This is a genomic window from Amycolatopsis ruanii (assembly GCF_003385175.1).
GTDB classification, from domain to species: domain Bacteria; phylum Actinomycetota; class Actinomycetes; order Mycobacteriales; family Pseudonocardiaceae; genus Amycolatopsis_E; species Amycolatopsis_E thermalba.
Genome location: NZ_PQHY01000001.1, coordinates 186,152 through 206,917 on the forward strand (window position 1 = coordinate 186,152; position 20,766 = coordinate 206,917).

General features: G+C 73.1%; 19 protein-coding genes. 6 read left to right on the forward strand and 13 right to left on the reverse strand.

The features are described from left to right. Positions 1–7: 7 nt before the first annotated feature. A complete protein-coding gene (locus D0D28_RS01000) occupies positions 8–829 on the forward strand; it encodes an MBL fold metallo-hydrolase (protein ID WP_116109292.1) in 822 nt (273 codons plus the stop codon). Here the strand turns inward: D0D28_RS01000 and nrfD are convergent. From nrfD to D0D28_RS01020, 4 genes are all read right to left on the reverse strand, one after another. Then, the gene (gene nrfD / locus D0D28_RS01005; protein WP_116109294.1) at positions 807–1,748 is read right to left on the reverse strand and encodes an NrfD/PsrC family molybdoenzyme membrane anchor subunit; all 942 of its coding nucleotides are present in this window, start codon (positions 1,746–1,748) and stop codon (positions 807–809) included. The genes D0D28_RS01000 and nrfD overlap by 23 nt on opposite strands. Further along, positions 1,745–2,635, reverse strand: coding sequence for a 4Fe-4S dicluster domain-containing protein (locus tag D0D28_RS01010; protein WP_094003057.1), 891 nt, complete (start codon positions 2,633–2,635; stop codon positions 1,745–1,747). The genes nrfD and D0D28_RS01010 overlap by 4 nt, the downstream gene beginning before the upstream one ends. Beyond that, the gene (gene fdh / locus D0D28_RS01015; RefSeq protein WP_094003058.1) at positions 2,635–5,889 is read right to left on the reverse strand and encodes a formate dehydrogenase; all 3,255 of its coding nucleotides are present in this window, start codon (positions 5,887–5,889) and stop codon (positions 2,635–2,637) included. Before fdh ends, D0D28_RS01010 begins: the two co-directional genes overlap by 1 nt. Positions 5,890–5,955: 66 nt before the next feature. Further along, on the reverse strand, positions 5,956–6,384 hold the full coding sequence (locus tag D0D28_RS01020; protein WP_094003059.1) for a DUF6098 family protein: 429 nt from the start codon (positions 6,382–6,384) through the stop codon (positions 5,956–5,958). 134 nt (positions 6,385–6,518) lie between these two features. On the opposite strand from D0D28_RS01020, the gene D0D28_RS01025 reads away from it, so the two are divergent. Both D0D28_RS01025 and D0D28_RS01030 read left to right on the forward strand, forming a co-directional pair. Next, positions 6,519–8,243, forward strand: a complete 1,725-nt coding sequence (locus D0D28_RS01025) for a GAF domain-containing sensor histidine kinase (protein ID WP_198958098.1) — start codon at positions 6,519–6,521, stop codon at positions 8,241–8,243. A gap of 59 nt (positions 8,244–8,302) precedes the next feature. Then, entirely contained in the window at positions 8,303–9,301 is a 999-nt protein-coding gene (locus D0D28_RS01030; protein WP_162830949.1) for a zinc-binding alcohol dehydrogenase family protein, read from the forward strand. An 86-nt stretch (positions 9,302–9,387) separates the two neighbouring features. On the opposite strand, the gene D0D28_RS35975 is transcribed toward D0D28_RS01030, so the two are convergent. Both D0D28_RS35975 and D0D28_RS01035 read right to left on the reverse strand, forming a co-directional pair. Continuing rightward, the gene (locus D0D28_RS35975; protein WP_205413156.1) at positions 9,388–9,564 is read right to left on the reverse strand and encodes a hypothetical protein; all 177 of its coding nucleotides are present in this window, start codon (positions 9,562–9,564) and stop codon (positions 9,388–9,390) included. Continuing rightward, a complete protein-coding gene (locus D0D28_RS01035; RefSeq protein ID WP_094003061.1) occupies positions 9,561–10,151 on the reverse strand; it encodes an Rv1733c family protein in 591 nt (196 codons plus the stop codon). Before D0D28_RS01035 ends, D0D28_RS35975 begins: the two co-directional genes overlap by 4 nt. A 269-nt stretch (positions 10,152–10,420) precedes the next feature. Between D0D28_RS01035 and D0D28_RS01040 the strand changes: the two genes are divergently transcribed. Beyond that, the gene (locus D0D28_RS01040) at positions 10,421–11,137 is read left to right on the forward strand and encodes a CPBP family intramembrane glutamic endopeptidase (RefSeq protein WP_116109299.1); all 717 of its coding nucleotides are present in this window, start codon (positions 10,421–10,423) and stop codon (positions 11,135–11,137) included. On the opposite strand, the gene D0D28_RS01045 is transcribed toward D0D28_RS01040, so the two are convergent. Further along, a complete protein-coding gene (locus D0D28_RS01045) occupies positions 11,134–13,197 on the reverse strand; it encodes an NAD(+) synthase (RefSeq protein ID WP_116109302.1) in 2,064 nt (687 codons plus the stop codon). The two genes, D0D28_RS01040 and D0D28_RS01045, sit on opposite strands and share 4 nt — an antisense overlap. Before the next feature lie 59 nt (positions 13,198–13,256). Between D0D28_RS01045 and D0D28_RS01050 the strand changes: the two genes are divergently transcribed. Beyond that, entirely contained in the window at positions 13,257–14,912 is a 1,656-nt protein-coding gene (locus D0D28_RS01050) for a DUF885 domain-containing protein (RefSeq protein ID WP_116109305.1), read from the forward strand. A 166-nt stretch (positions 14,913–15,078) separates the two neighbouring features. Here the strand turns inward: D0D28_RS01050 and D0D28_RS01055 are convergent, their stop codons facing one another. Genes D0D28_RS01055 through glmS form a run of 3 tightly spaced genes read right to left on the reverse strand, consistent with a single transcriptional unit; the run spans position 15,079 to position 18,077 of the window. After that, a complete protein-coding gene (locus D0D28_RS01055; RefSeq protein WP_116109308.1) occupies positions 15,079–15,696 on the reverse strand; it encodes a GyrI-like domain-containing protein in 618 nt (205 codons plus the stop codon). Between the two features lie 2 nt (positions 15,697–15,698). Further along, positions 15,699–16,241 (reverse strand): PadR family transcriptional regulator, encoded by a 543-nt coding sequence (locus tag D0D28_RS01060; protein ID WP_240323031.1) that lies wholly within the window; start codon positions 16,239–16,241, stop codon positions 15,699–15,701. A 24-nt stretch (positions 16,242–16,265) separates the two neighbouring features. After that, entirely contained in the window at positions 16,266–18,077 is a 1,812-nt protein-coding gene (glmS, locus tag D0D28_RS01065) for a glutamine--fructose-6-phosphate transaminase (isomerizing) (protein ID WP_116109310.1), read from the reverse strand. A gap of 125 nt (positions 18,078–18,202) precedes the next feature. Between glmS and D0D28_RS01070 the strand changes: the two genes are divergently transcribed. Beyond that, complete coding sequence (locus tag D0D28_RS01070) at positions 18,203–18,784, forward strand: helix-turn-helix domain-containing protein (RefSeq protein WP_116109312.1); 582 nt, start codon at positions 18,203–18,205, stop codon at positions 18,782–18,784. A 220-nt stretch (positions 18,785–19,004) separates the two neighbouring features. On the opposite strand, the gene D0D28_RS01075 is transcribed toward D0D28_RS01070, so the two are convergent. The 3 genes from D0D28_RS01075 to D0D28_RS01090 all read right to left on the reverse strand — a co-directional run bounded on the left by D0D28_RS01075 (position 19,005) and on the right by D0D28_RS01090 (position 20,675). Beyond that, a complete protein-coding gene (locus D0D28_RS01075) occupies positions 19,005–19,412 on the reverse strand; it encodes a VOC family protein (RefSeq protein WP_116109315.1) in 408 nt (135 codons plus the stop codon). Positions 19,413–19,462: 50 nt separating this feature from the next. Next, entirely contained in the window at positions 19,463–19,678 is a 216-nt protein-coding gene (locus D0D28_RS37545; RefSeq protein ID WP_429727771.1) for a hypothetical protein, read from the reverse strand. Between the two features lie 535 nt (positions 19,679–20,213). Beyond that, the gene (locus tag D0D28_RS01090; RefSeq protein WP_094003068.1) at positions 20,214–20,675 is read right to left on the reverse strand and encodes a MarR family winged helix-turn-helix transcriptional regulator; all 462 of its coding nucleotides are present in this window, start codon (positions 20,673–20,675) and stop codon (positions 20,214–20,216) included. Positions 20,676–20,766 lie beyond the last annotated feature (91 nt).

Sequence of the window (20,766 nt, forward strand, 5' to 3'; positions counted from 1 at the left end):
CCGACGAATGTTCCCCGCCGACTCGCTCACCTTCATCGGCACCGCCACCACCCTGGTCCGGCTGGGGCCGTTCACGGTGCTGACCGACCCGAACTTCCTGCACCGCGGCCAGTGGTCCTACTTCGGCCAGGGCCTGGTCTCCCGGCGCCGCACCGAACCGGCCGCGCAGGTCGCCGACCTGCCGCCGCTGGACGGAGTCGTGCTGTCGCACCTGCACGGCGACCACTTCGACCGGGTCGCCCGCCGGGACCTGCCCGCCGACGTGCCGATCCTGACCACCGAACACGCCGCCCGGCGCCTGGCCAAACGCGGCTTCCGGGCCACCGTCGCCCTGCCCACCTGGCACCACGACACCTTCCGCGACGGCGACGCCCGGCTCTCCGTCACCGCCGTCCCCGCCCGGCGCGGCCGCGGCCCGCTCAACCGGATCCTGCCGCCGGTCATGGGCAGCATCTGGGAGTACACCCCGCACCCCGGCGCCGCCACGCTGCGCATCTACGTCAGCGGCGACACGATCGTCCACGACGAGCTGGCCGGGATCCGCCGCCGCTACCCGGAGATCGACGTGGCCGTGCTGCACCTGGGCGGCACCCGCGTGCTCGGCGTGCTGGTCACCCTGGACGACCGGCAGGGCGGGCGGATACTGGAGCTGATGAACCCCACCCACGTGGTACCGGTGCACTTCGACGACTACGGCAAGTTCACCTCGCCGGTGTCGAACTTCCTCGCCGAGGCCGCCCGCCGCCACCCGGCCACCGACGTGTGCCTGCTCGCCCGCGGCGAGAGCTTCTCCCTGGCGAACCTGCTCAGCGCCCGCTCGCCCGGCTGATCCGCTCCCGCTGCGGCACCACCACGTACCGCGGGTCCTTCGTGGACGCCACCCCGGCCTCGAACACCCCGAACCGCTGCACCGCGCTGCCCGCCAGCAGAGCCAGCCCCGACACCACCTGCACCGCCCGGCTGCGGCGGCCCGCCAGCGCACCCACCGCGCCGCCCAGCGTCAGGTACTCCGACCACTTCCGCAGCCGGTGCGCCTTCCCGGTGGTGTAGGCCTGCGAGACCAGCCCGAGCCGCTGGTCGATCACCTTCGACGCGACCAGCTCCGCCGCCGCGCCGAGCACCGCCAGCCGCCGCGCCGGCCCCGCCTCCGACACGGGCGCGCACACCATGCCCAGCCCGGCGCCGCTGGCCGCGGCCGAACCGGTGAACACGAACGGCAGCTGCCGGTGCGCCTCCCGCCAGGCCGGCACCGCCGTCTGCGACAACAGCACCGCCGTGTAGGAGGCCACCCCGGGCGCGATCGCCGCCGCCGACAACCCCGCCGGCCGCGCCGCCCACCGCACCAACCGCCCGGGCAGCGTGCGCTGCCACCGCCGCGGCACCAGCTCGGCCACCCCCGCCACGCCCGCGCCCGGCCCGTAGGCGACGAGGATCCAGGTGCCCACGCTCATCGGCGAGCTGCGCTTGGCCACCCGCAGCATGTGCAGGAACCGCTCCGGCCGCCCCAGATCCGCCACCAGCAGGTACATCGACGCCGCGAGCGCCCCCAGCGCCCCGGCCCGGCTCGCCCTGCGCAGCACCGGACGGCCGGTCAGGTCGGCGCCCGCGCCGAGCATCGCCGACCCGGCCGACAACCCGCCGGTGAACAGGTAGGCCGGGATCTTCCACTCCCACACCGGCGGCTTGAGCACCGGCCGCCCGTAGTAGGACCGGAACTCGGCCCTGGGCACCGCGACCTGCTCCCTCATCCCCTGCCCCGTCCGAAGAAGACCGACACCGCGGCGGCCACGAACGCCGACGCGGCCATGCCCGCGTACTTCCACATCGACCCCGCGTCCCGCGTGGGCACCACCGGATCCGGCGGCAGGCCGTACACCTCGGGCTCGTCCAGCAGCAGGAAGAACGCGCCGTCGCCGCCCACGCCGTCGTCCGGGCTCTCCCCGTACAACCGCGCCTGCGGCACCCCGGCCTCGTGCAACGCGTCCACCCGGCGCGCGGCCCGCTCCCGCAGCTCGTCCAGCCGCCCGAACTGGATCGAATCGGTCGGGCACGCCTTCGCGCACGCCGGTTCCAGCCCGTCGCGCAGCCGGTCGTAGCACAACGTGCACTTCCACGCCCGGCCGTCGTCCTCGCGCCGGTCGATCACCCCGTACGGGCAGCCGGACACGCAGTAGCCGCACCCGTTGCAGATGTCCGGCTGCACCACCACCGAACCGAACTCGGTGCGGAACAACGCGCCGGTCGGGCACACGTCCAGGCAACCGGCGTGCGTGCAGTGCTTGCACACGTCCGAGCTCATCAGCCACCGGAAGTCCGTCCGGCTCTCCGCGCCGCCGCCCGCGCCGGGCAGGTCGAACGACGGCATCCCGAGGTCCACCGACGGCGGCTCCGGCTGCTCGACGAACGCCACGTGCCGCCACGAGTTCGCCCCGAGCATCCCGGTGTTGTCGAACGACATGCCGAGCAGGTCGAACCCGTCGTCGGGCACCCCGTTCCACTCCTTGCACGCCACCTCGCACGCCTTGCAGCCGATGCACACCGAGGTGTCGGTGAAGAACCCCATCCGCGGCGGGTGCTCGAGGTGGCCGGCGTCGCCCGCCGGATCGTCGAGCGGACCGTAGAAGCTGTTGCCCATCACCCCTCCGCTCCCCGCGCCGTGTCCAGGTGGGTGCCGGTCGCCACGGTGATCCCCGCCCGCGCGCGGTACTCCTGCAGGTAGGCCAGTAGATCCGGGCCCCGGGGGCGGCGGCCCGGCCGGATGTCGCAGGTGGCGACCTTGCTCTCCTGGATGAACACGTTCGGATCGAGCACCACGCCGAGCAGGTCGTTGACCACGTCCCCGTCCACCAGGCCGGTCTGCCCCCAGTGGTAGGGCATCCAGATCTGGTGCACCACCCGGTCCTCGATCCGCAACGGCCGCATCCGCTCGGTCACGAACACCCGCGCGTCCACCGCCGCCCTGCTGGTCACCACGTGCGCCCAGTCCAGGTGCGCCAGCCCGCGCTCGGCGGCCAGTTCCGGCGACACCTCGACGAACAACGCCGGCTGCAGCTCCGCCAGGTAGGGCAGCTGACGGCTCATCCCGCCCGCCGTGTGGTGCTCGGTCAGCCGCGCGGCGGTGAACACGTACGGGAACACCTCGCCGTGCGGCTCCGGCGGCGACGGGTTGGACGGGTTGTCCACCCGCGGATACACCTTGCGCGCCGGGTTGCCCTGCTGCCCGTACAGCGGGTTGCGCACCGGCGACTCGTGCGGCTCGTAGTGCGTGGGCAGCGGCCCGTCCAGCACCCCGTTCGGCGCGAACAACCACGCCTTGCCGTCAGCCTGCATGATGAACGGGTCGTCCCCGTGCAGCGCCTCCGGGCCGACGGCGCCCGGCTCGGGCCGGTAGTCCGGCGGCTTGGTCTTCTCGAAGTCCGGCACGTCGTGCCCGGTCCACTCGCCCTTGCCGGCGTCCCACCACACGAGCTTCTTGCGTTCGCTCCACGGGCGGCCCCGCGGATCGGCCGAGGCGCGGTTGTAGAGCACGCGCCGGTTCAGCGGCCACGTCCAGCCCCACTCCGACTCGTACGGCCCCTGCTCGTCGTGCGGTTTCCGCCGCGCCGCCTGGTTCACTTCGCCGGCGTAGACCCCACTGTAGATCCAGCACCCGCACGCCGTGCTGCCGTCGGCCTTCAGCTCCAGGTAGCCGTTCAGCGCGCGCCCGGTCTCCAGGTTCACTCCGTTGATGCGCCGCAGCACGTCCTCCCCGGAGGGCTCGTCGCCGTGCTCCATCCGGTAGTCCCACCACAGGTCCAGCAGGGGCCGGTCCCGCTCGTCGGCGGAGCCGGCCAGCTTCTCCTTCAGGATCCGGCCCAGGTGGTAGAAGAACCACAGCTCGCTGCGCTGGTCGCCCCTCGGCTCGACGGCCTTGTCCCGCCACTGCAGCATCCGCTGCGTCTGGGTGAACGTGCCCGACTTCTCCACGTGCGAGGCCGCCGGGAAGAAGAACACCTCGGTGCGGCACCGCTCCGGCGCGATCTCCCCGGTCTCGATCTCCGGCGAGTCCTTCCAGAACGTGGCGCTCTCGATCATCGCCAGGTCCCGCACCACCAGCCAGTCCAGGTTCGCCATGCCCAGCCGCTGCAACCGCCCGTGCGCCGAGCCCACCGCCGGGTTCTGCCCCAGCAGGAAGTAGCCGAAGACCTTCCCGTCGATCATGTCCATGACCGTGCGGTAGGTGCCGTGGTCACCGTTGATCCGCGGCAGGTAGCCGAAACACCAGTCGTTCTCCGCGGTGGCGTGCTCGCCCCAGTACTCCTTCAGCAGCGACACCAGGTAGGCGTCGGCGTTGCGCCAGAACCCCTTCTGCCGGTCACCCCGCACCAGGCGCAGGTAGTCCGCGATGCTCTCGTGCGAGGTGTCCGGCATCGGCAGGTAGCCGGGCAGCAGGTTGAACAACGTCGGGATGTCCGTCGACCCCTGGATCGAAGCGTGACCCCGCAACGCGAACACCCCGCCACCCGGGCGGCCGATGTTGCCCAGCAGCAACTGGATGATCGACCCCGCCCGGATGTACTGCGCCCCCATCGAATGCTGCGTCCAGCCCACGCTGTACACCAGCGCCGCCGTCCGCTCCCGGCCCGAGTTCTCCGTCCACGCCCGGCACACCTCGTCGAACAGCTCCCGGGGCACCCCGCAGGTCCGCTCCACCATCTCCGGCGTGTACCGCGCGAAATGCCGCTTGAGCACCTGGAACACGCACCGCGGGTGCTCCAGCGACGGATCCGCGGCGATCTCGTCCGCCCCGCCCTCCAGCGGCGGCCCGCCCGACCCGTGCTGGTCCGGCGCCGACTGCTCCTTCGCCCGCGCACCCCCGCCCTCCCGCGGCCGCGCGCTCTCGTAGTGCCAGCTCGCCGGATCGTAGGAACCCGTCTCCGGGTCGTACCCGCTGAACAACCCGTCCAGGTCCTCGGTGTCGGCGAAGTCCTCCCGCACCAGGAACGACGCGTTCGTGTACGCCCGCACGTACTCCCGGAACTCCAGCCCGTGGGACAGGATGTGGTTGATCACCCCGCCCAGGAACGCGATGTCCGACCCCGCCCGCAACGGCACGTGCCGGTCCGCCAGCGCGCTCGTCCGCGTGAACCGCGGGTCGATGTGGAACACCTTCGCGCCACGCGCCTTGGCCTCCACCACCCACTGGAACCCGACCGGATGGGCCTCGGCCATGTTCGAGCCCATGATGATCACGCAGTCGGAGTTGACGAGATCCTGCTGGTAGTCCGTCGCGCCACCGCGACCGAAGGAGGCTCCCAGACCGGGAACCGTGGCGGAGTGTCAAATACGGGCCTGGTTCTCGATCTGGATCGCGCCCAGCGCCGTGAACAGCTTCTTGATCAGGAAGTTCTCTTCGTTGTCCAGCGTCGCGCCGCCCAGGCTCGCCAGCCCCATCGTGCGGCGCAGCGGACGGCCGTGCTCGTCGTGGTCCTGCCAGCCCCGCCGCCGCGCGTCCAGCACCCGCTCGGCCACCATGTCCATCGCCGCCGGCAGATCCAGCTCCCGCCACTCCGTGGCGTACGGCGCGCGGTAGAGCACCTTGTCCAGCCGCTGCGGGCCGGTCACCAGCTGCTTGCTGGCCGACCCCTTCGGGCACAGCCGGCCGCGCGAGATCGGCGAGCCGGGATCGCCCTCGATCTGCACGACCCGCTCATCCTTGACGTACACCTTCTGGGCGCACCCCACCGCGCAGTACGGGCACACCGAGTTGACCACCCGGTCCGCCTCGGCGGTGCGGGGCATCAGGGAGCGCGACCGCGCGGACTGCGCCGCGCTGCCCCGGCCCAGCCGGTCGGCGCCGGTCAGCTGCCGGTAGACGGGCCACGACCGCAACCAGTCACCCACGCCCATCGCTCACCTCCGGCCCGTTCTCCAGCCCCGCGTTCCCGGCGCACGCGGCGGGCAAACCCCGCGCGATCAATCTTCGTGCGTCGCCCGCCCCGCGTCCAACCGGGAGTGGTACCGCTCGTGCGCCTCCCGCACCAGCTCGTCCGAGATCCACGCGATCGGCTCGACGTCCACCAGCAACGGCTCGTTGTCCGGCCCGAAGTCGACCTCCTTGCCGGTCAGCACCCACGGCCGCGCACCCTCCGCCTGCTGGTGCGCGTACTGCACGATCCGCCGCGCCAGCCAGTCCTCCACCGGCAACGACCACCAGCCCGGCGCGTTCAGCGGGTTCACCGACACCCCGGGCATCTCCAGCCCGCTCTCGTGATCGGTGCTCGGGTGCTCCGCGTCGGCCTCCGGCCCCGGCGAGTACCGCACGTACACCACGGCGCCGGGGATCAGCAGCTCCGCCAGGTCCGCCAGCCGGCGCAGGGTGGGCAACGAGTCTTCAACCGCCATACCGCACACATGCCCCGCCACGGCTCCGGTTAACCGTCCCCGGCGTAGCGGGTCATCACCGCCTGCCGTTACGCCCCTTGTCGACGGTGGGTTTTGACTGGTGTTCGCCGAGGTGACATGCGAGTCTGGCTGGTATGCCCGGGACCGACGACTTCGACGAGGCCCAACCCGTCGCCGGGTTACGCGAAACGCTGTCCCAGCTGCGATTGCGCGAACTGCTCCGGGAAGTGCAGGACCGCATCGAGCAACTGCTGCAGTCCCGCGACCAGATGGACGGGCTGCTCGAGGCGATGCTCGCGGTCGCCGGCGGTCTCGAGCTCGACGCGACCCTGCGGCGGATCGTGCACGCCGCCATCAACCTCGTCGATTGCCGTTACGGCGCACTGGGTGTGCTCAACCAGGACCGCGAGGGACTCGCCGAGTTCGTCTACGAAGGCATCGACGAGGCCACCCGCCGCGAGATCGGCGAACTGCCCACCGGGCACGGCCTGCTCGGCCTGCTCATCCAGCAACCGAAACCGATTCGCCTCGACGATCTGTCCCAGCACCTCGCCTCCTACGGTTTCCCGCCGCACCACCCACCCATGCGCACCTTCCTCGGCGTTCCGGTGCGGGTGCGCAACGACGTCTTCGGAAACCTCTACCTCACCGAAAAGAACAACGGCCAGCCGTTCACCGAGGACGACGAAGTCGTCGTGCAGGCACTGGCCGCCGCGGCCGGCATCGCCGTGGAAAACGCCCGCCTCTACGAGGAAGCCCAGCTGCGGCAGCGCTGGCAGGAAGCCACCAGCGAGATCCGCGCCGAACTGCTCGCCGCCGCCGACCCCACCGACGTGCTCTCCCTGATCGCCAACCGCGCGCTCGCCCTCGCCGGCGCCGACTACGCGTTCATCGCCCAGCCCGACGACCCCGACGTGCCACCCGCCGACGTCACCCACCTGACGGTCACCGTGTCGGCGGGTCTCGACTCCGACCCGCTGATCGGCCGCGAGATCCCCCTCCGGGGCTCCAGCTGCGGCGCGGCCTACACCGACGCCCAGCCCCGCCGCGTGGAGAACCTCACCTTCGACCTGAGCCACGAGTTCGGGCCCGCCCTGGTCCTGCCGCTGCGCGCGTCCCGCGACTACGTCTCCGGCGTGCTCGTCACCCTGCGCAAGGCCGGGCAGGACCCGTTCGACAGCACCCAGCTGCCGCTGGCCGCCGCGTTCGCCGACCAGGCCGCGCTCGCCCTGCAACTGGCCGAGGACCAGCGTTCCCTCAACGAGCTCAAGGTCGTCTCCGACCGCGACCGCATCGCCCGCGACCTGCACGACCACGTCATCCAGCGGCTGTTCGCCCATGGGCTGGCGCTGCAGAGCACCCACATGCGCACGCGCAACCCGGAGATCCAGCGGCGGCTGGCCGACATGATCGACGACGTGCAGAACATCGTCGCCGAGATCCGCACCGCGATCTTCGACCTGCACGGCGGCCTGCAGGGCACCACCCAGCTGCGCAAGCGGCTCAACGAGATCATCGCCGAGGTCACCGGCGACACCGGCCTGCGCACCACGGTCCGCATGTCCGGCCCGATCGGCGTCGTCGGCAGCGATCTGGCCGAACACGCCGAGGCCGTGCTGCGGGAGGCCCTGTCCAACGCGGTGCGCCACGCCCGCGCGAGCACCCTGGCGATCACCGTCTCGGTCGACGACGACCTGGTCATCGACGTCGTCGACAACGGCACCGGCATCCCCGGGAAGGTGGCCCGCAGCGGGCTGCGCAACCTCACCGAACGCGCCACCCAGGCCGGCGGGCGGTGCACGGTGACCGCCCTGGACAGCGGCGGCACCCGGCTGACCTGGTCCGCCCCGGTCACCTAGGCGGCGCCCAGGGTCCTTCGGCCCTTACCGGCCGTCTCGGGGCCGGTAAGGCTGGGATCATGCACGCCTGGCGAGTGGTCCGCCCCGGGCCTCCCGGCACCCGCGAGTTCGAACTCCGCAACGAGGCGGTCCCCGACGTCGGCGACGGCGAGCTGCTGCTGCGCGTGCTCGCGTGCGGGGTGTGCCGCACCGATCTGCACGTCGTCGAGGGGGATCTGCCGGTGCACCGTGCCGGGGTGGTGCCCGGGCACGAGGCCGTCGGCGAGGTCGCGGCCCTCGGCACGCACGTCACCGGCTTCGCGGCCGGCGACCGGGTCGGCGCCGCCTGGCTCCGCGGCACCTGCGGCGCGTGCGCCTACTGCCGCCGCGGCGCCGAGAACCTCTGCCCGGACTCCCGCTACACCGGCTGGGACGCCGACGGCGGCTACGCCCGCTTCACCACCGTCCCCGCCGCCTACGCCCACCGGCTCCCCGGCGGCTACTCGGCCACCGAGCTCGCCCCGCTGCTGTGCGCCGGCATCATCGGATACCGCGCCCTGCGCCGCGCCGACCTGCCCCGCGGCGGCCGCCTCGGCGTCTACGGCTTCGGCGCCAGCGCCCACCTGGCCACCCAGGTCGCGCTCGCCGAAGGGGCCACCGTGCACGTCATGACCCGCAGCGCCCAGGCCCGGCAACTGGCCCTCGACCTCGGCGCGACCTCCGCCGGCGCCACCGAGGACCCGCCGCCGGAACCCCTCGACGCGGCCATCCTGTTCGCTCCCACCGGCGACCTCGTGCCCGCCGCGCTGGCGGCGCTGGACCGCGGCGGCACCCTCGCCGTCGCCGGCATCCACCTGACCGGCATCCCGCCGCTGACCTACCAGGACCACCTCTTCCAGGAACGCACCCTGCGCAGCGTCACCGCCAACACGCGCCGCGACGCGCGGGAGTTCCTCGGCTTCGCCGGCGAGCACCACCTGCGGATCGTCACCACCGCCTACGCCCTCGACCAGGCCGACCAGGCGCTGGCCGACCTGGCGGCCGGCCGCGTCACGGGCGCCGCGGTGCTGGTCCCCTGATGCCCCGTCCTTGCCAGAAAATCGGAGGAAGGACAGTAGGGTGACCTCCGGCGCGGATTTTTACAGAACCCGCGCCGTATAGGTCGTTATACAGTCTTCTGGTGCTGCCGTCGTTCCTGCTCGACGCGCTCCTGGAAGGCTTTCTCGGCGAAGTAGCGCCGCATCGCCGCCTCCGCCATCTCCTCGGTCGTGTGCCGGCCCGTGCGGGACGCCGCGGACCTCGTCGCCTCCCGGGCGGCGCGCCGGCTCTCCAGGTCGTTCATCGTCCACTCCTTCCCTGGCCGAGCGATTCCCATTCGCGCTCCCACGCGGCCGCGCGGACCCGGTCTAGCGCGACGTGCACCGCGAGCACGACGAGCGTCAGCACCAGCACCACGCCGAGCCACGCGAGCAGGCCGATGCTGAGCGCGATGCTCATCGCGTTGAACGTCGACAGCGGCGGCGGCACCGGCTCCCCCGCGCCGTCCACCCAGATCGGCACCCGGGCTCCCTGGTCGGTGCCGGCCGGGACGGTGACCGGTCCCGTGCGGTCGGTGCCGTCCGGCAGCCGCCACCGGGCCGGGACCTCCGCCACCTGCACGGCGGGCCCGCCGGCCACGAACGTGCCGGCGTCGGCCAGCACCAGCGCGGTCACCTGGGTCCGGTCGGCCTGCTGCGCCCGGGCCAGATCGGCGTGGCGGGCGTAGACGTCGGAGACGAGCACCCCGGCCACCGGCACGGCGACCACCGCCAGCAGGATCGCCAGCACGGTGAGGCGGGCCTCCCAGCGGTCCCACGGGCGCACCAGCGGGCCGCCCGGGTGGAGCAGCCGCCAGAGCCGGACGGGCCACGATTCGGCAGCGGTCATCATCGGCCCGCCTCCCGGCCCGCACGCACCGCCCCGGCTCCGCCGCACATCTCCCGAGTCCTTCCACCACCCAGCTCAAGGGTGACCCCCGAACGGCCGCAGGTAAAGGGGCGTTGTTCCCCTGGTACGAAGCCGGATACCCGGGGCGCGTGCGGGAGCGGGAGCGAGCGGCGCCAGGAGCCGCTGGTGTCCCGAGCCCGGACGCTCCACGGACCAACCGCCCCGCACCGAGCAAGTGGCCCCCGGCCACGCCCTCCCGCACACTGGGGTGGATGCGCGAGATCGGCACCGCCCCCAGACTGTCCGGCCGGGCCGCCGTTCTCGGCGCCATCGCGGTCCTGGCCGCGGCCACCACGCTCGCGAACCGCGTGCTGCCCGGCTGGGCCTATCCGCTCTGCGGGGTGGTGACGGCCGCTGTCCTCATCGGACTCGCGCGGCTGACCGGCCGCCGCTTCGCCGAGATGGGCCTGCGGCACTGGCGCCGCCCGGCGATCGCCGGTGGGCTCGGCTGCCTGGTCGTCGCGGCCGGGTTCGGCGTCGCGCTCGCCGTGCCCGCGCTGCGGCCGCTGTTCCAGGACGGCCGGGTCGGGCAGCACCCACCCGCCGAGCTGGTGTGGCTGGCGCTGGTGCGCATCCCGCTGGGCACCGTGCTCCTCGAAGAGGTCGCCTTCCGCGGCGTGCTGCCCGCGCTCCTGGGCGGCGGCGAACGCTGGCGCTGGCGGCCCGTCCTGGGCGCGTCCGCGTTGTTCGGGCTGTGGCACCTGCTGCCGTCGCTGGCCCTGCGGCGCAACGCCGGCGTCGACGCGGCCGTGGGCGCGCTGCCCCTGCCGGTGCTGTCCGCGCTGGCGATGCGCGTGGCCGCGGTCGCCGGGGTCGTCCTCTGCGCGCTCCGCTACACCGGCCGCGGCGTGCTCGCCCCCGCGCTGGTGCACCTGGCGCTCAACTCCGGCGGGCTCGTCCTGGCCTGGTTCGCCGGGCGCGCCGGCTAGCCGGGAACGTTCGCCTCCAGCTCGTCGAGCCACGCCCGCGCGCTCGCGTCGCTCGGGGCGCGCCAGTCGCCGCGCGGGGACAGCGAACCGCCGGACCCGACCTTCGGCGCGTTGGGCATCGCGGAGCGCTTGAACTGGCTGGTCTGGATGAACCGCCACAGGAACTCGCGCAACCACTTCTTGATCGTCGGCAGGTCGTAGCTGTTGCGCTCGGACTCCGGCACCAGGTCCGGCCACCGCCCGGCGTGCACGTCGCCCCACGCGTGCTGCGCCAGGTAGGCGATGCGGCTGGGCCGGTAGCCGAACCGCAGCAGGTAGTACAGGTGGAAGTCCTGCAGCTCGTACGGCCCGACCTTCGCCTCCGAGCTCTGCGCCGGGCCGGAGTCCGGGCCCTCCCCCGGCACCAGCTCCGGCGAGATCTCCGTGGCCAGGATCGACCGCAGCACCTCGTCGGCGCCCTCGCCCAGCTGCTCGGTCGCCACCTCCCACGCGATCAGGTACCGGATCAGCGTCTTGGGCACCGAGGCGTTGACGTTGTAGTGCGACATCTGGTCGCCCACCCCGTAGGTCGCCCAGCCCAGCGCCTGCTCGCTCAGGTCACCGGTGCCGACCACGAGCGCGTTGTGGTGGTTGGCCAGCCGGAACAGGTGCGAGGTCCGCTCCCCCGCCTGCACGTTCTCGAACGTCACGTCGTACACCGGCGAACCGTCGGCGGCCGGGTGCCCGATGTCGGCCAGCATCTGCTTCGCCGAGGGCCGGATGTCGATCTCGTGCGCGGACGTGCCCAGCGCCTTCATCAGCTTGTGCGCGTTGGTCAGCGTGTGGGTGCTGGTCGCGAACCCGGGCATCGTGTAGGCCAGCACGTTCTCCCGCGGCAGCCCGAGCTTGTCCATGCTCTGCGCGGCGATGATCAGCGCCTGGGTCGAGTCGAGGCCACCGGACACGCCGATGACGACCTTCTCGATGCCGGTCGCCGCGAGCCGCTGCGTCAGCCCCTGCACCTGGATGTGGTGGACCTCGCGGCAGCGCTCGTTGCGGTCCGCGGTGTTCGCCGGCACGTAGGGGAACCGCTGGATCTCCCGCCGCAACCGCACCAGCCCCGGCGGCAGCTCCAGCTCGAAGTCCACGCGCCGGAAGGACTTGAGCCGCTCCCGGTGGTCGTGCGCGTTGTCGTTGAAGCTGGTCATGCGCAGCCGGTCGGCGGCCAGCCGCTCCAGGTCGACGTCGGCGGTCACCAGCTGGTTCGACTCGAACCGCTCGCCCTCGGCCAGCAGCGACCCGTTCTCCGCGATCACCGCCTGCCCGTCCCACGCCAGGTCCGTGGTGGACTCGCCCGGCCCGGCCGCGGAGTACAGGTAGGCGGCGATGTAGCGGGCCGAATGGTTGGTGCACAGCTCGCGCCGGTAGCCGGCCTTGCCGATGACGATGTTGCTCGCCGACAGGTTCAGCAGCACCGTCGCCCCGGCCAGCGCGCCGAACCCGCTCGGCGTCACCGGCACCCAGCCGTCCTCGCAGACCTCGACGTGGAACACCAGGCCCGGCACGTTCGGCGCGGCGAACAGCAGATCGCTGCCGATCGGCGCGTCCTGCCCGGCCACCCGCACCCGCTCCGACACCGCGTCCCGGGCCGCCACGAACTGCCGCTTCTCGTAGAACTCGCGGTAGCCCGGCAGGTAGCTCTTGGGCACCACGCCCAGCACCCGGCCGCGGTGCACCACGATGCCGCAGTTGAACAGCCGCCCCTCGAACCGCTGCGGCGCGCCGATCGCGAACACGCCCGGCAGGTCCGCCGACTCCTGCACGAACCGCGCCACGGCGTCGTCCACCGCGCCCTGCAGCGCGTTCTGGTGGAACAGGTCGTCCGCCGTGTAGGCGGAGAAGCCCAGCTCGGGGAACAAAGTGATGGCGACGCCGTCCCCGGCCGCGCGGCGGGCCAGCGCCAGATGGGCGTCGCAGTTGAACTCCGGATCCGCGACCCGGACCTCCGGGACCGCGGAGGCCACCCGCACGAACCCGTGCCGGTAGAGCGAGGTGAAGTCGTGGGCCTGCGCTGATGTCACACTGTCCCCGTTTCCGCGTGCGTGCCGTGCACCTTCGAGCCTAGATCTAGACTCCGACGATGCCCGACCCCACCACCGCCGTACGTGATCTCGCGGACTCCCACGTGGCGCGGCTGTGCGCCGCCGACCCCCAGCTGGGCACCATGCTGGGCGTCGCGCCCGGGGAGGACCGGCTCACCGACCTCTCCCCCGACGGCCAGCGGGAGCGGGACGAGCTGGCGGCCGCGACGCTGACCCGGCTGCACGGCCTGGAGCCGTCGGGCGACGACGAGCGCCGCTGCGCGCGGCTGCTGCGGGAGCGGCTGGACACCGGGCTGGCGCTCAGCGCCGCCGGTGAGCACCTGCGGATGGTCCGCAACATCCTCGGCCCGTTGCAGAGCCTGCGGAACACGTTCCTGATGATGCCCACGGCCACCGCCGAGGACTGGGCGGTGATCGCCCGCCGGATGATGCGGGTGCCCGGTGCCCTGGCCGGGTACGTCTCGTCGCTGCGCGAGGGTGTGCGGCGCGGCCTGCTCGCCGCGCCCCGGCAGGCCGCAACGGCGATCGCCCAGCTCGACGCGTGGGAGGACTGGTTCACCGGCTTCACCGCGGCGGCAGACGTGCCGCCCGCGCTGCGCGCCGATCTGGACCGGGCCGGCGCCGCCGCGCAGGACGCGCTGACCGGGCTGCGTGACTTCCTGGCCGGCGAGTACCTGCCGCACGCCGCCGGGACGCCGGACGGCGTCGGTGAGGACCGGTACCTGCTGCACGCCCGCCAGTGGACCGGCGCGCACCTCGACCTGGCCGAGATCACCGAGTGGGCGTGGGCGGAGTACCGCGCCCTGGCCGCGCAGGTGCGCGAGGAGGCCGGCCGCGTGCTGCCCGGCGCCCCGGTGCTGGAGGCCATGGCGTACCTGGACCGCGAGGGCCCGGCCGTGGAGGGTGCGGAGGAGGTCCGCGGCTGGCTGGCGGAGCTGACCGAGCGGGCGATGGACGACCTCGACGGCACGCACTTCGACCTGGCGCCGCCGGTGCGGGTGCTGGAGACGCGCCTGGCCCCGCCCGGCAGCGCGGCGGCGCCGTACTACACGCGTCCCGCACGGGACTTCTCCCGGCCCGGCCGCACCTGGCTGCCGACGCTGGGCCAGACGCGGTTTCCACTGTGGACGTTGATCAGCACCTGGTACCACGAGTCCGTACCGGGACACCACCTGCAGTTCGGCCACTGGACCACGCTGTCCGGCCGGTTGTCGCTGTTCCAGACCAGCGCCGGTGCGGTGAGCGCGACCACCGAGGGCTGGGCGCTCTACGCGGAGCGGCTGATGGACGAGCTGGGCTACCTCGACGACCCGGCCGCCCGCCTGGGGTATCTCGATTCGCAGATGATGCGGGTGATCCGGGTGATCGTGGACATCGGCATGCACCTGGGGCTGCCGGTGCCGGAGGAGGCCGGGCTCGGGGCGGGCCTGCGCTGGACCGCGGAGACCGGCCGGGCGTTCTTCGGCGCCCACACCACGCGCGAATCGGCGTTCCTGGACAGCGAGATCGTGCGCTACCTGGGCGTCCCGGGCCAGGCGATCAGCTACAAGCTGGGCGAGCGCGCGTGGCTGGCCGGCCGCGCGGCGGCCCGGGCACGCAACCCGGCGTTCGAGCTGAAGGCGTGGCACATGGCGGCGCTGTCGGTGGGGACGCTCGGGCTGGATGACTTGGAACCGGAACTGGCCGCGCTCTGACCGGCCCGGCGGCGGTGGGCGGCCAGTTCCGCGCTGCGCCCGGCCGGGTCGCGGGGCGGGACGGCCCGCCACGCCGCCGGCGCCGGTCCAGCGCCGGGCGCCCGGCGTCCGCGCGGCCTACGGCGCCGGACGGGTCGCGTTCGAAGGCCTCGGCCTGGCGGCTCCCTCAGCCGAGGGGTTCGACGGGCTGGCGCAGGACCGTGCGGAGCTTGTCCGGAGCGGCCCGGCGCGGGTCGCCGAGGTAGATCTCGTGGTGCAGGCCGGAATGCCGCAACCCCTGCGCGGCCAGGTAGTCGCCCAACCGCGCCAGCACCGGGCCTTCCGCGTCGTACGGACCGACGTGCAGCACCTGGGCGCAGCGTCCCTCGTGCAGCGTGTGGAAGCGGACCCCGGCGATCGCGGGCAGCTTCTTCTTCGCCAGCGCGGCCTGCCGCGCCTCGCCGGCCAGCTGCTCGTCCACCCACGGCGGCTGGCCGATCAGCATCGTCCAGTGCCAGGAGTCCTTCTCCCGCCGCGTGAAGACGCCGTAGTCCTCGGCCCACCACAGCCCCTCCAGCGGGCCCACGACGAAGTCCTCGCCCCCGGCGCGGCGGACGGCGAACTTGATCGTGTAGGCCACCGCGTAGAGCGCCTCGACGGCCCGCGCGTACTCCGTGGACGTGTTGGGGTCGCCGCTGCCGTCGATGGCGACGAACCGCTGCGCGGGCACGTCGACGAGAGCCCAGTCGGTGTTCTTCGGCGCGTAGAGCGTTTTCAGCGCCCGTTTCGGGTCGTAGGCGGGCATGGTCAGCGGTCCCCTTCCAGGGTGGCGCGGTAGCCGCTCAGCCACCGCTGCTCGGCGGCGAGCTGGTGCAGCGAAAAGTCGAAGATCGCCCGCACGAACGCGGGCGCGTCCGGCTGGGCCTCGGCGGCACGGCGGACGGCCTCCACGCGTTCGTCCAGCGCGGCGGCGCGGGCGGCCAGTGCCTCGCGCAGCCGGTCCGGCGGGATGAGCGGCTGGCTGGCCAGGCCGACCAGGACCGGCGGGAACACCGGCCGCGGCCGCGCGATGGCCGCTTCCGCCTCCGCCGCGCACACCTCCCGCCCCCGGTCGGTCGCCCCGAACACCTTGCGCGCCCTGGCCCGTCCGGTGCCGCCGGTCGCGACCTCGGTGATCAGCCCGCGGTCGCGGAGCCGGCCCAGGAGGTAGTAGATCGAGCTGAACCCGATCTCGGTCCACTCCCGCATGCCGCGCGCGGTGATGACCTCGTCCAGCTCGTAGCCGTGCCGGGGTTTCTCCACGAGGAGGCCGAGCAGGGTCAGCTCGGCCGGGGTCAGTGCAGGCGCCACGCAGTTACTCTAGCACTAGAACAACTACTCCACCATGACGCTCTTCGCGAGGTTGCGTGGCCTGTCGATGTCGCGGCCGAGCTTGCGCGCGGTGTGGTAGGCCAGCAGCTGCAGCGGGATCGTCAGCAGAACGGGGTCGAGCTCCGGTCCGGCGGAGGGAACCCGGACCACCTCCTCGGCGCCCGGCACCGCCAGTCCGGTGGTGGTGACCGCGACGACCGGGCCACCGCGCGCCCGGATCTGCTCGATCGTGCCGAGGTTCTTCGCGGCCAGCTCGTCGTCCGGGATCAGCACGACGCTCGGCAGGGCGGGATCGACCAGCGCGAGCGGACCGTGCTCGAGTTCCGAGGACTGGCAGGCCTCGGCGTGCACGTAGGAGATCTCCTTGAGCTTCTGGGCGCCCTCCCGCGCGACCGGCCAGCCACGCACCCGGCCGAGGAAGAACACGTGCTCGGCGTCGCCGACGCGGCCGGCCAGCGACGCGATCCGGTCGGACTCCGCGAGCACCTGCCCGATCCGCTCCGGCAGCTCCGCCAGGGCGCGCGCGATCCGCCTGCCCTCGGCCGGCGACAGGTCCCGGACCCGGCCCAGCGTCAGCGCCAGCAACGCGAACGTCAGCGTCATGTTCGTGAACGCCTTCGTCGAGGCCACCGAGATCTCCGGCCCGGCGTGCAGGAACACCCCGCTGTCGCACTCCCGCGCGATCGCCGACCCGACCACGTTGACCGCACCGGCCACGTGCCCGCCCTTGCGCCGCAGCTCCTCCACCGTGGCGAGGGTGTCGGCGGTCTCGCCGGACTGGCTGACCGCGATGTAGAGGCAGTCCGGGTCGACGACCGGGTTGCGGTAGCGGAACTCGGCCGCCGGTTCGGCGTCGGCGGGCACGCGGGCCAGCTCCTCGACGAGGCCGGCGCCGATCTGCCCGGCGTAGTAGGCCGATCCGCAGCCGAGGAACTTCACCCGGCGGATGCCGCGCAGCTCCCGCGCGGTGAGCCGCAGCCCGTCCAGCCGCGCGGTGCCCAGCCGCTCGTCGAGCCGCCCGCGCAGCACCCGCTGGGCGGCCTCGGGCTGCTCGGCGATCTCCTTGGCCATGAAGTCGGGGTACCCGCCCAGCTCGTAGTCGCCGGGCGCGTCCTCCACCACCGTGGGTGGCCGGTCGGCGCCGCTGGAGGTCACGTAGCCGTCGGCGCGGATCGTGGCCAGCTCGCCGTCCTCGAGGTAGATGACCTGCTGGGTGTGCCGGACGAGCGCGGCCAGGTCGGAGGCCACGAACATCTCGCGGTCGCCCAGGCCGAGCACGAGCGGGCTGCCGTGCCGGGCGGCGACCAGGACGTCCGGCCGCTCGGCGTCGAGCACCAGCAGGCCGTAGGTGCCCTCGACGTCGGCCCGCGCGGCGCGCACCGCCTCGGTGAGCGTGCCGCCGCGCGCGGCCGCGGCGGCGATCAGGTGGGCGAGGACCTCGCTGTCGGTGTCGGACACCAGCCGCACCCCGCACGCGCTCAGCGTCGCGCGCAGCTCGGTGGCGTTCTCGATGATCCCGTTGTGCACCACCGCGATCCGCCGTCCCGTGTCGGTGTGCGGGTGGGCGTTGGTGGCCGTCGCGGGGCCGTGGGTGGCCCAGCGGGTGTGGGCGATGCCGGTGGTGCTGCCGGCCAGGTTCGCGGTGAGCCGGGTCAGTTCCGCGACGCGCACCGCGGCCTTGCGCACCAGCAGCCTGCCGTCGCGGGCGAGCGCGACGCCGGCGGAGTCGTAGCCGCGGTACTCCAGCCGCCGCAGGCCCTCCAGCAGGATCGGCAACGCGGGCCGCCGGCCCAGGTACCCCACGATTCCGCACATGGCGCGCCTTCCCTTCCGCGGGGGCGATGCTGTCGGAGTCGCCGGTGCGGCGACCACCGTTACCGGGGTTCCCGGCGCGGGCGCGTCGTGCCCGGGTCCGTTTTCCGCTGCGGCAGGATGGCGGGATGAGCGACGGGGAGGTCTTCGGCGCGGTCGGGCCGCGGCTGCGGGCGCTGCGCAGGCAGCGCCGGGTCACGCTGGCCCAGCTGGCGGAGGCGACCGGGATCTCGGTGAGCACGCTGTCCCGGCTGGAGTCCGGCGGTCGGCGGCCGACGCTGGAGCTGCTGCTGCCGCTGGCGCGGGTCCACCAGGTGACCCTCGACGAGCTGGTCGGCGCGCCGGACACCGGGGATCCGCGGGTGCACGCCAAGCCGGTGGTGCGGTCCGGGGTGACGATCCTGCCGCTGACCCGGCGGCCGGGCGGGCTGCAGGCGTTCAAGATGATCTACCCGCCCGGCAAGCCCTCGCGCGAACCGGACCAGAAGGTGCACGAGGGTTACGAATGGCTGTACGTGCTCTCCGGCCGGCTGCGGCTGGCGCTCGGCACGCACGACGTGCTCCTCACCCCCGGGGAGGCGGCGGAGTTCGACACGCGGACCCCGCACTGGTTCGGCAACCCCGGCCCGGAGCCGGCCGAGATCCTCAGCCTGTTCGGCCCGCAGGGCGAGCGGGTGCACGTCCGGGCCCGCCCGAAAGGCGAGGCCTAGGCAGTGTCCGGCGAGGATCGCGGGTGGGTTGGGGGATTCTGCTGGTCCTGTCAGACGACGCAGCTTCAACCAGGTCAAACAGTGGCGCTGCACCGCCACCCGATTCGACCGCTTTGAGGACACGCCCTAGCGGGCCGCGGGGTTCCCTTCCGCCCGGCGCGGCGTGGAGCAACGCAGGATCGTTCAACGCCGCGCCGTATAGGTCGTTATACGCCCGGGGTCAGCCCCGCACGGCGGCCGGGTCCATCCACATGATCTCCCAGTTGTGCCCGTCCGGGTCCTCGAAGACGCGCTGGTACATCTGCCCGTAGTCCATCGGGTCGCGGGTCTCCCGGCCCCCGGCCGCGACCGCCTTGTCCACCAGCGCGTCGACCGCCTCCCGGCTCTCCGCCGACAGGGCGAGCAGCACCTCGGTGGACTTGGCGGTGTCGATGATCTGCTTGTCGGTGAAGGTGCCGAAGAACTCGTTTCTCAGCAGCATCACGTAGATCGCGTCGCTGAACACCAGGCAGGCCGCGTTCTCGTCGGTGAACTGCGGGTTGAACTCGTAGCCCAGGTCGGTCCAGAACTTCTTGGCCCGGTCCAGGTCGGACACGGGCAGGTTCACGAAGATCATCTGTTTCGTCATGACCGCACCCTATGACCGGATCGCCCGGGCGCGCTTCTCCTATCTTGCGCTCATCCCCGATCCGGCTCCAGCGGGATCAGCGGCGCCGGGCCGGCCAGCTCCCCCGCCGGGGCCGGGTGGCAGGCGAAGTTCTTCGCCCGGGCGCCGCCGTCGACCACGAGGTCGCAGCCGGTGATCAGGCGCGCGTAGTCCGAGCACAGCCACGTCCGCGCCGACGGCCTCGACCACCCCGGCGCCCTCGTGGCCGCCGACCACGGGAAGCGCATCTGCGCGTCGCCCTTCTGGATGCGGTCGTCGGAGTGGCACAGGCCGGCCGCGTGGTGATGGTCATGACGGTCCCCGTTCGCTGACGTGGGGTGGCGGGACCCACCTTCACTTCGGGCCCCGGACCGCACCAGCGCCCTTCCCACGTCACGCAAACCTTGCGCCCCGGCTCAGGCCGCGCCGGGGATTCGCTCCACAACGCCGGAGCCGGGCATTCCGGGGTGCCGGTCAGCGGCCCCGCAGCGACGGGTCGGCCGGCGCGGGGCGGGTGTCGGCCTTCTCGGCCGGGGCGAGGCCGAGCACCTGCAGCGCGCGGCACACCGCGCCCGACGGCGCGCCTCACGCCTCGGAGCGGCGGGCTCGCCCCGCGAACGGGGATTCGCCCGCCGGACGGTGGCACCCGCCTCGCCGAACGTGGCACTCACGCGCCCGAACGTGGCACTCACGCGCCCGAACGTGGCACTCGCGCACCGGAGCGTGGGACTCGCGCGCCGTAGCGTGGGACTCGCGCGGCTGAGCGTGGGATCGCGCAACCGGTCAGGCGCGCGCGGGCGCCGGGACCTCCAGCCCCTGCAACGCGGTCACCAGCGGCGCCAGCTCCGGCAGCTCCTCCGCCGCCGCCAGGGCCTCCGTCAGCGCGCGGTCGTGCGTCGGGCGCGCGGCGTCCAGCAGCTCGCGCCCCGCGGCCGTCACCTCGGTGTAGATCCCCCGCCGGTCGGTCGGGCACAGGTACCGCTGCAGCAGCCCCCGGTCCTCCAGCCGGCTCACCAGGCGCGTCGTCGCGGACTGGCTCAGCACCACCGCGCTGGAGAGCTGGTTCATGCGCAGGTGGAAGCCGTCCTGGCGGGACAGCACCTCCAGCACCGTGTACTCGCTCACGGACAGCTCGTGCTCCCGCTGCAGCGCGCGCTCCAGCCGGTCCTCGATCCGCGCGTGCAGCGCCGCCAGGGTCCGCCAGCCGTGTGCGCGGGCTTCGACCGCGTCGTCGGGCAGTGACACGTTTCACCTCTTCCGCCGGGCTTCCCAGCCTACCCGCTGAGTCCTTGCCTGCTAGTGTAGCCGCCGTTGGCAATAACCCGCGTGTGCAACT

Bases quoted from the DNA above. Each gene is read 5' to 3' on its own strand.
- D0D28_RS01000 (WP_116109292.1), top strand. From the start codon at position 8: ATGTTCCCCGCCGACTCGCTCACCTTCATCGGCACCGCCACCACCCTG.
- nrfD (WP_116109294.1), bottom strand. From the start codon at position 1,748: ATGAGGGAGCAGGTCGCGGTGCCCAGGGCCGAGTTCCGGTCCTACTAC.
- D0D28_RS01010 (WP_094003057.1), bottom strand. From the start codon at position 2,635: ATGGGCAACAGCTTCTACGGTCCGCTCGACGATCCGGCGGGCGACGCC.
- D0D28_RS01020 (WP_094003059.1), bottom strand. From the start codon at position 6,384: ATGGCGGTTGAAGACTCGTTGCCCACCCTGCGCCGGCTGGCGGACCTG.
- D0D28_RS01025 (WP_198958098.1), top strand. From the start codon at position 6,519: ATGCCCGGGACCGACGACTTCGACGAGGCCCAACCCGTCGCCGGGTTA.
- D0D28_RS01030 (WP_162830949.1), top strand. From the start codon at position 8,303: ATGCACGCCTGGCGAGTGGTCCGCCCCGGGCCTCCCGGCACCCGCGAG.
- D0D28_RS35975 (WP_205413156.1), bottom strand. From the start codon at position 9,564: ATGAACGACCTGGAGAGCCGGCGCGCCGCCCGGGAGGCGACGAGGTCC.
- D0D28_RS01035 (WP_094003061.1), bottom strand. From the start codon at position 10,151: ATGATGACCGCTGCCGAATCGTGGCCCGTCCGGCTCTGGCGGCTGCTC.
- D0D28_RS01040 (WP_116109299.1), top strand. From the start codon at position 10,421: ATGCGCGAGATCGGCACCGCCCCCAGACTGTCCGGCCGGGCCGCCGTT.
- D0D28_RS01050 (WP_116109305.1), top strand. From the start codon at position 13,257: ATGCCCGACCCCACCACCGCCGTACGTGATCTCGCGGACTCCCACGTG.
- D0D28_RS01055 (WP_116109308.1), bottom strand. From the start codon at position 15,696: ATGCCCGCCTACGACCCGAAACGGGCGCTGAAAACGCTCTACGCGCCG.
- glmS (WP_116109310.1), bottom strand. From the start codon at position 18,077: ATGTGCGGAATCGTGGGGTACCTGGGCCGGCGGCCCGCGTTGCCGATC.
- D0D28_RS01070 (WP_116109312.1), top strand. From the start codon at position 18,203: ATGAGCGACGGGGAGGTCTTCGGCGCGGTCGGGCCGCGGCTGCGGGCG.
- D0D28_RS01075 (WP_116109315.1), bottom strand. From the start codon at position 19,412: ATGACGAAACAGATGATCTTCGTGAACCTGCCCGTGTCCGACCTGGAC.
- D0D28_RS37545 (WP_429727771.1), bottom strand. From the start codon at position 19,678: ATGCGCTTCCCGTGGTCGGCGGCCACGAGGGCGCCGGGGTGGTCGAGG.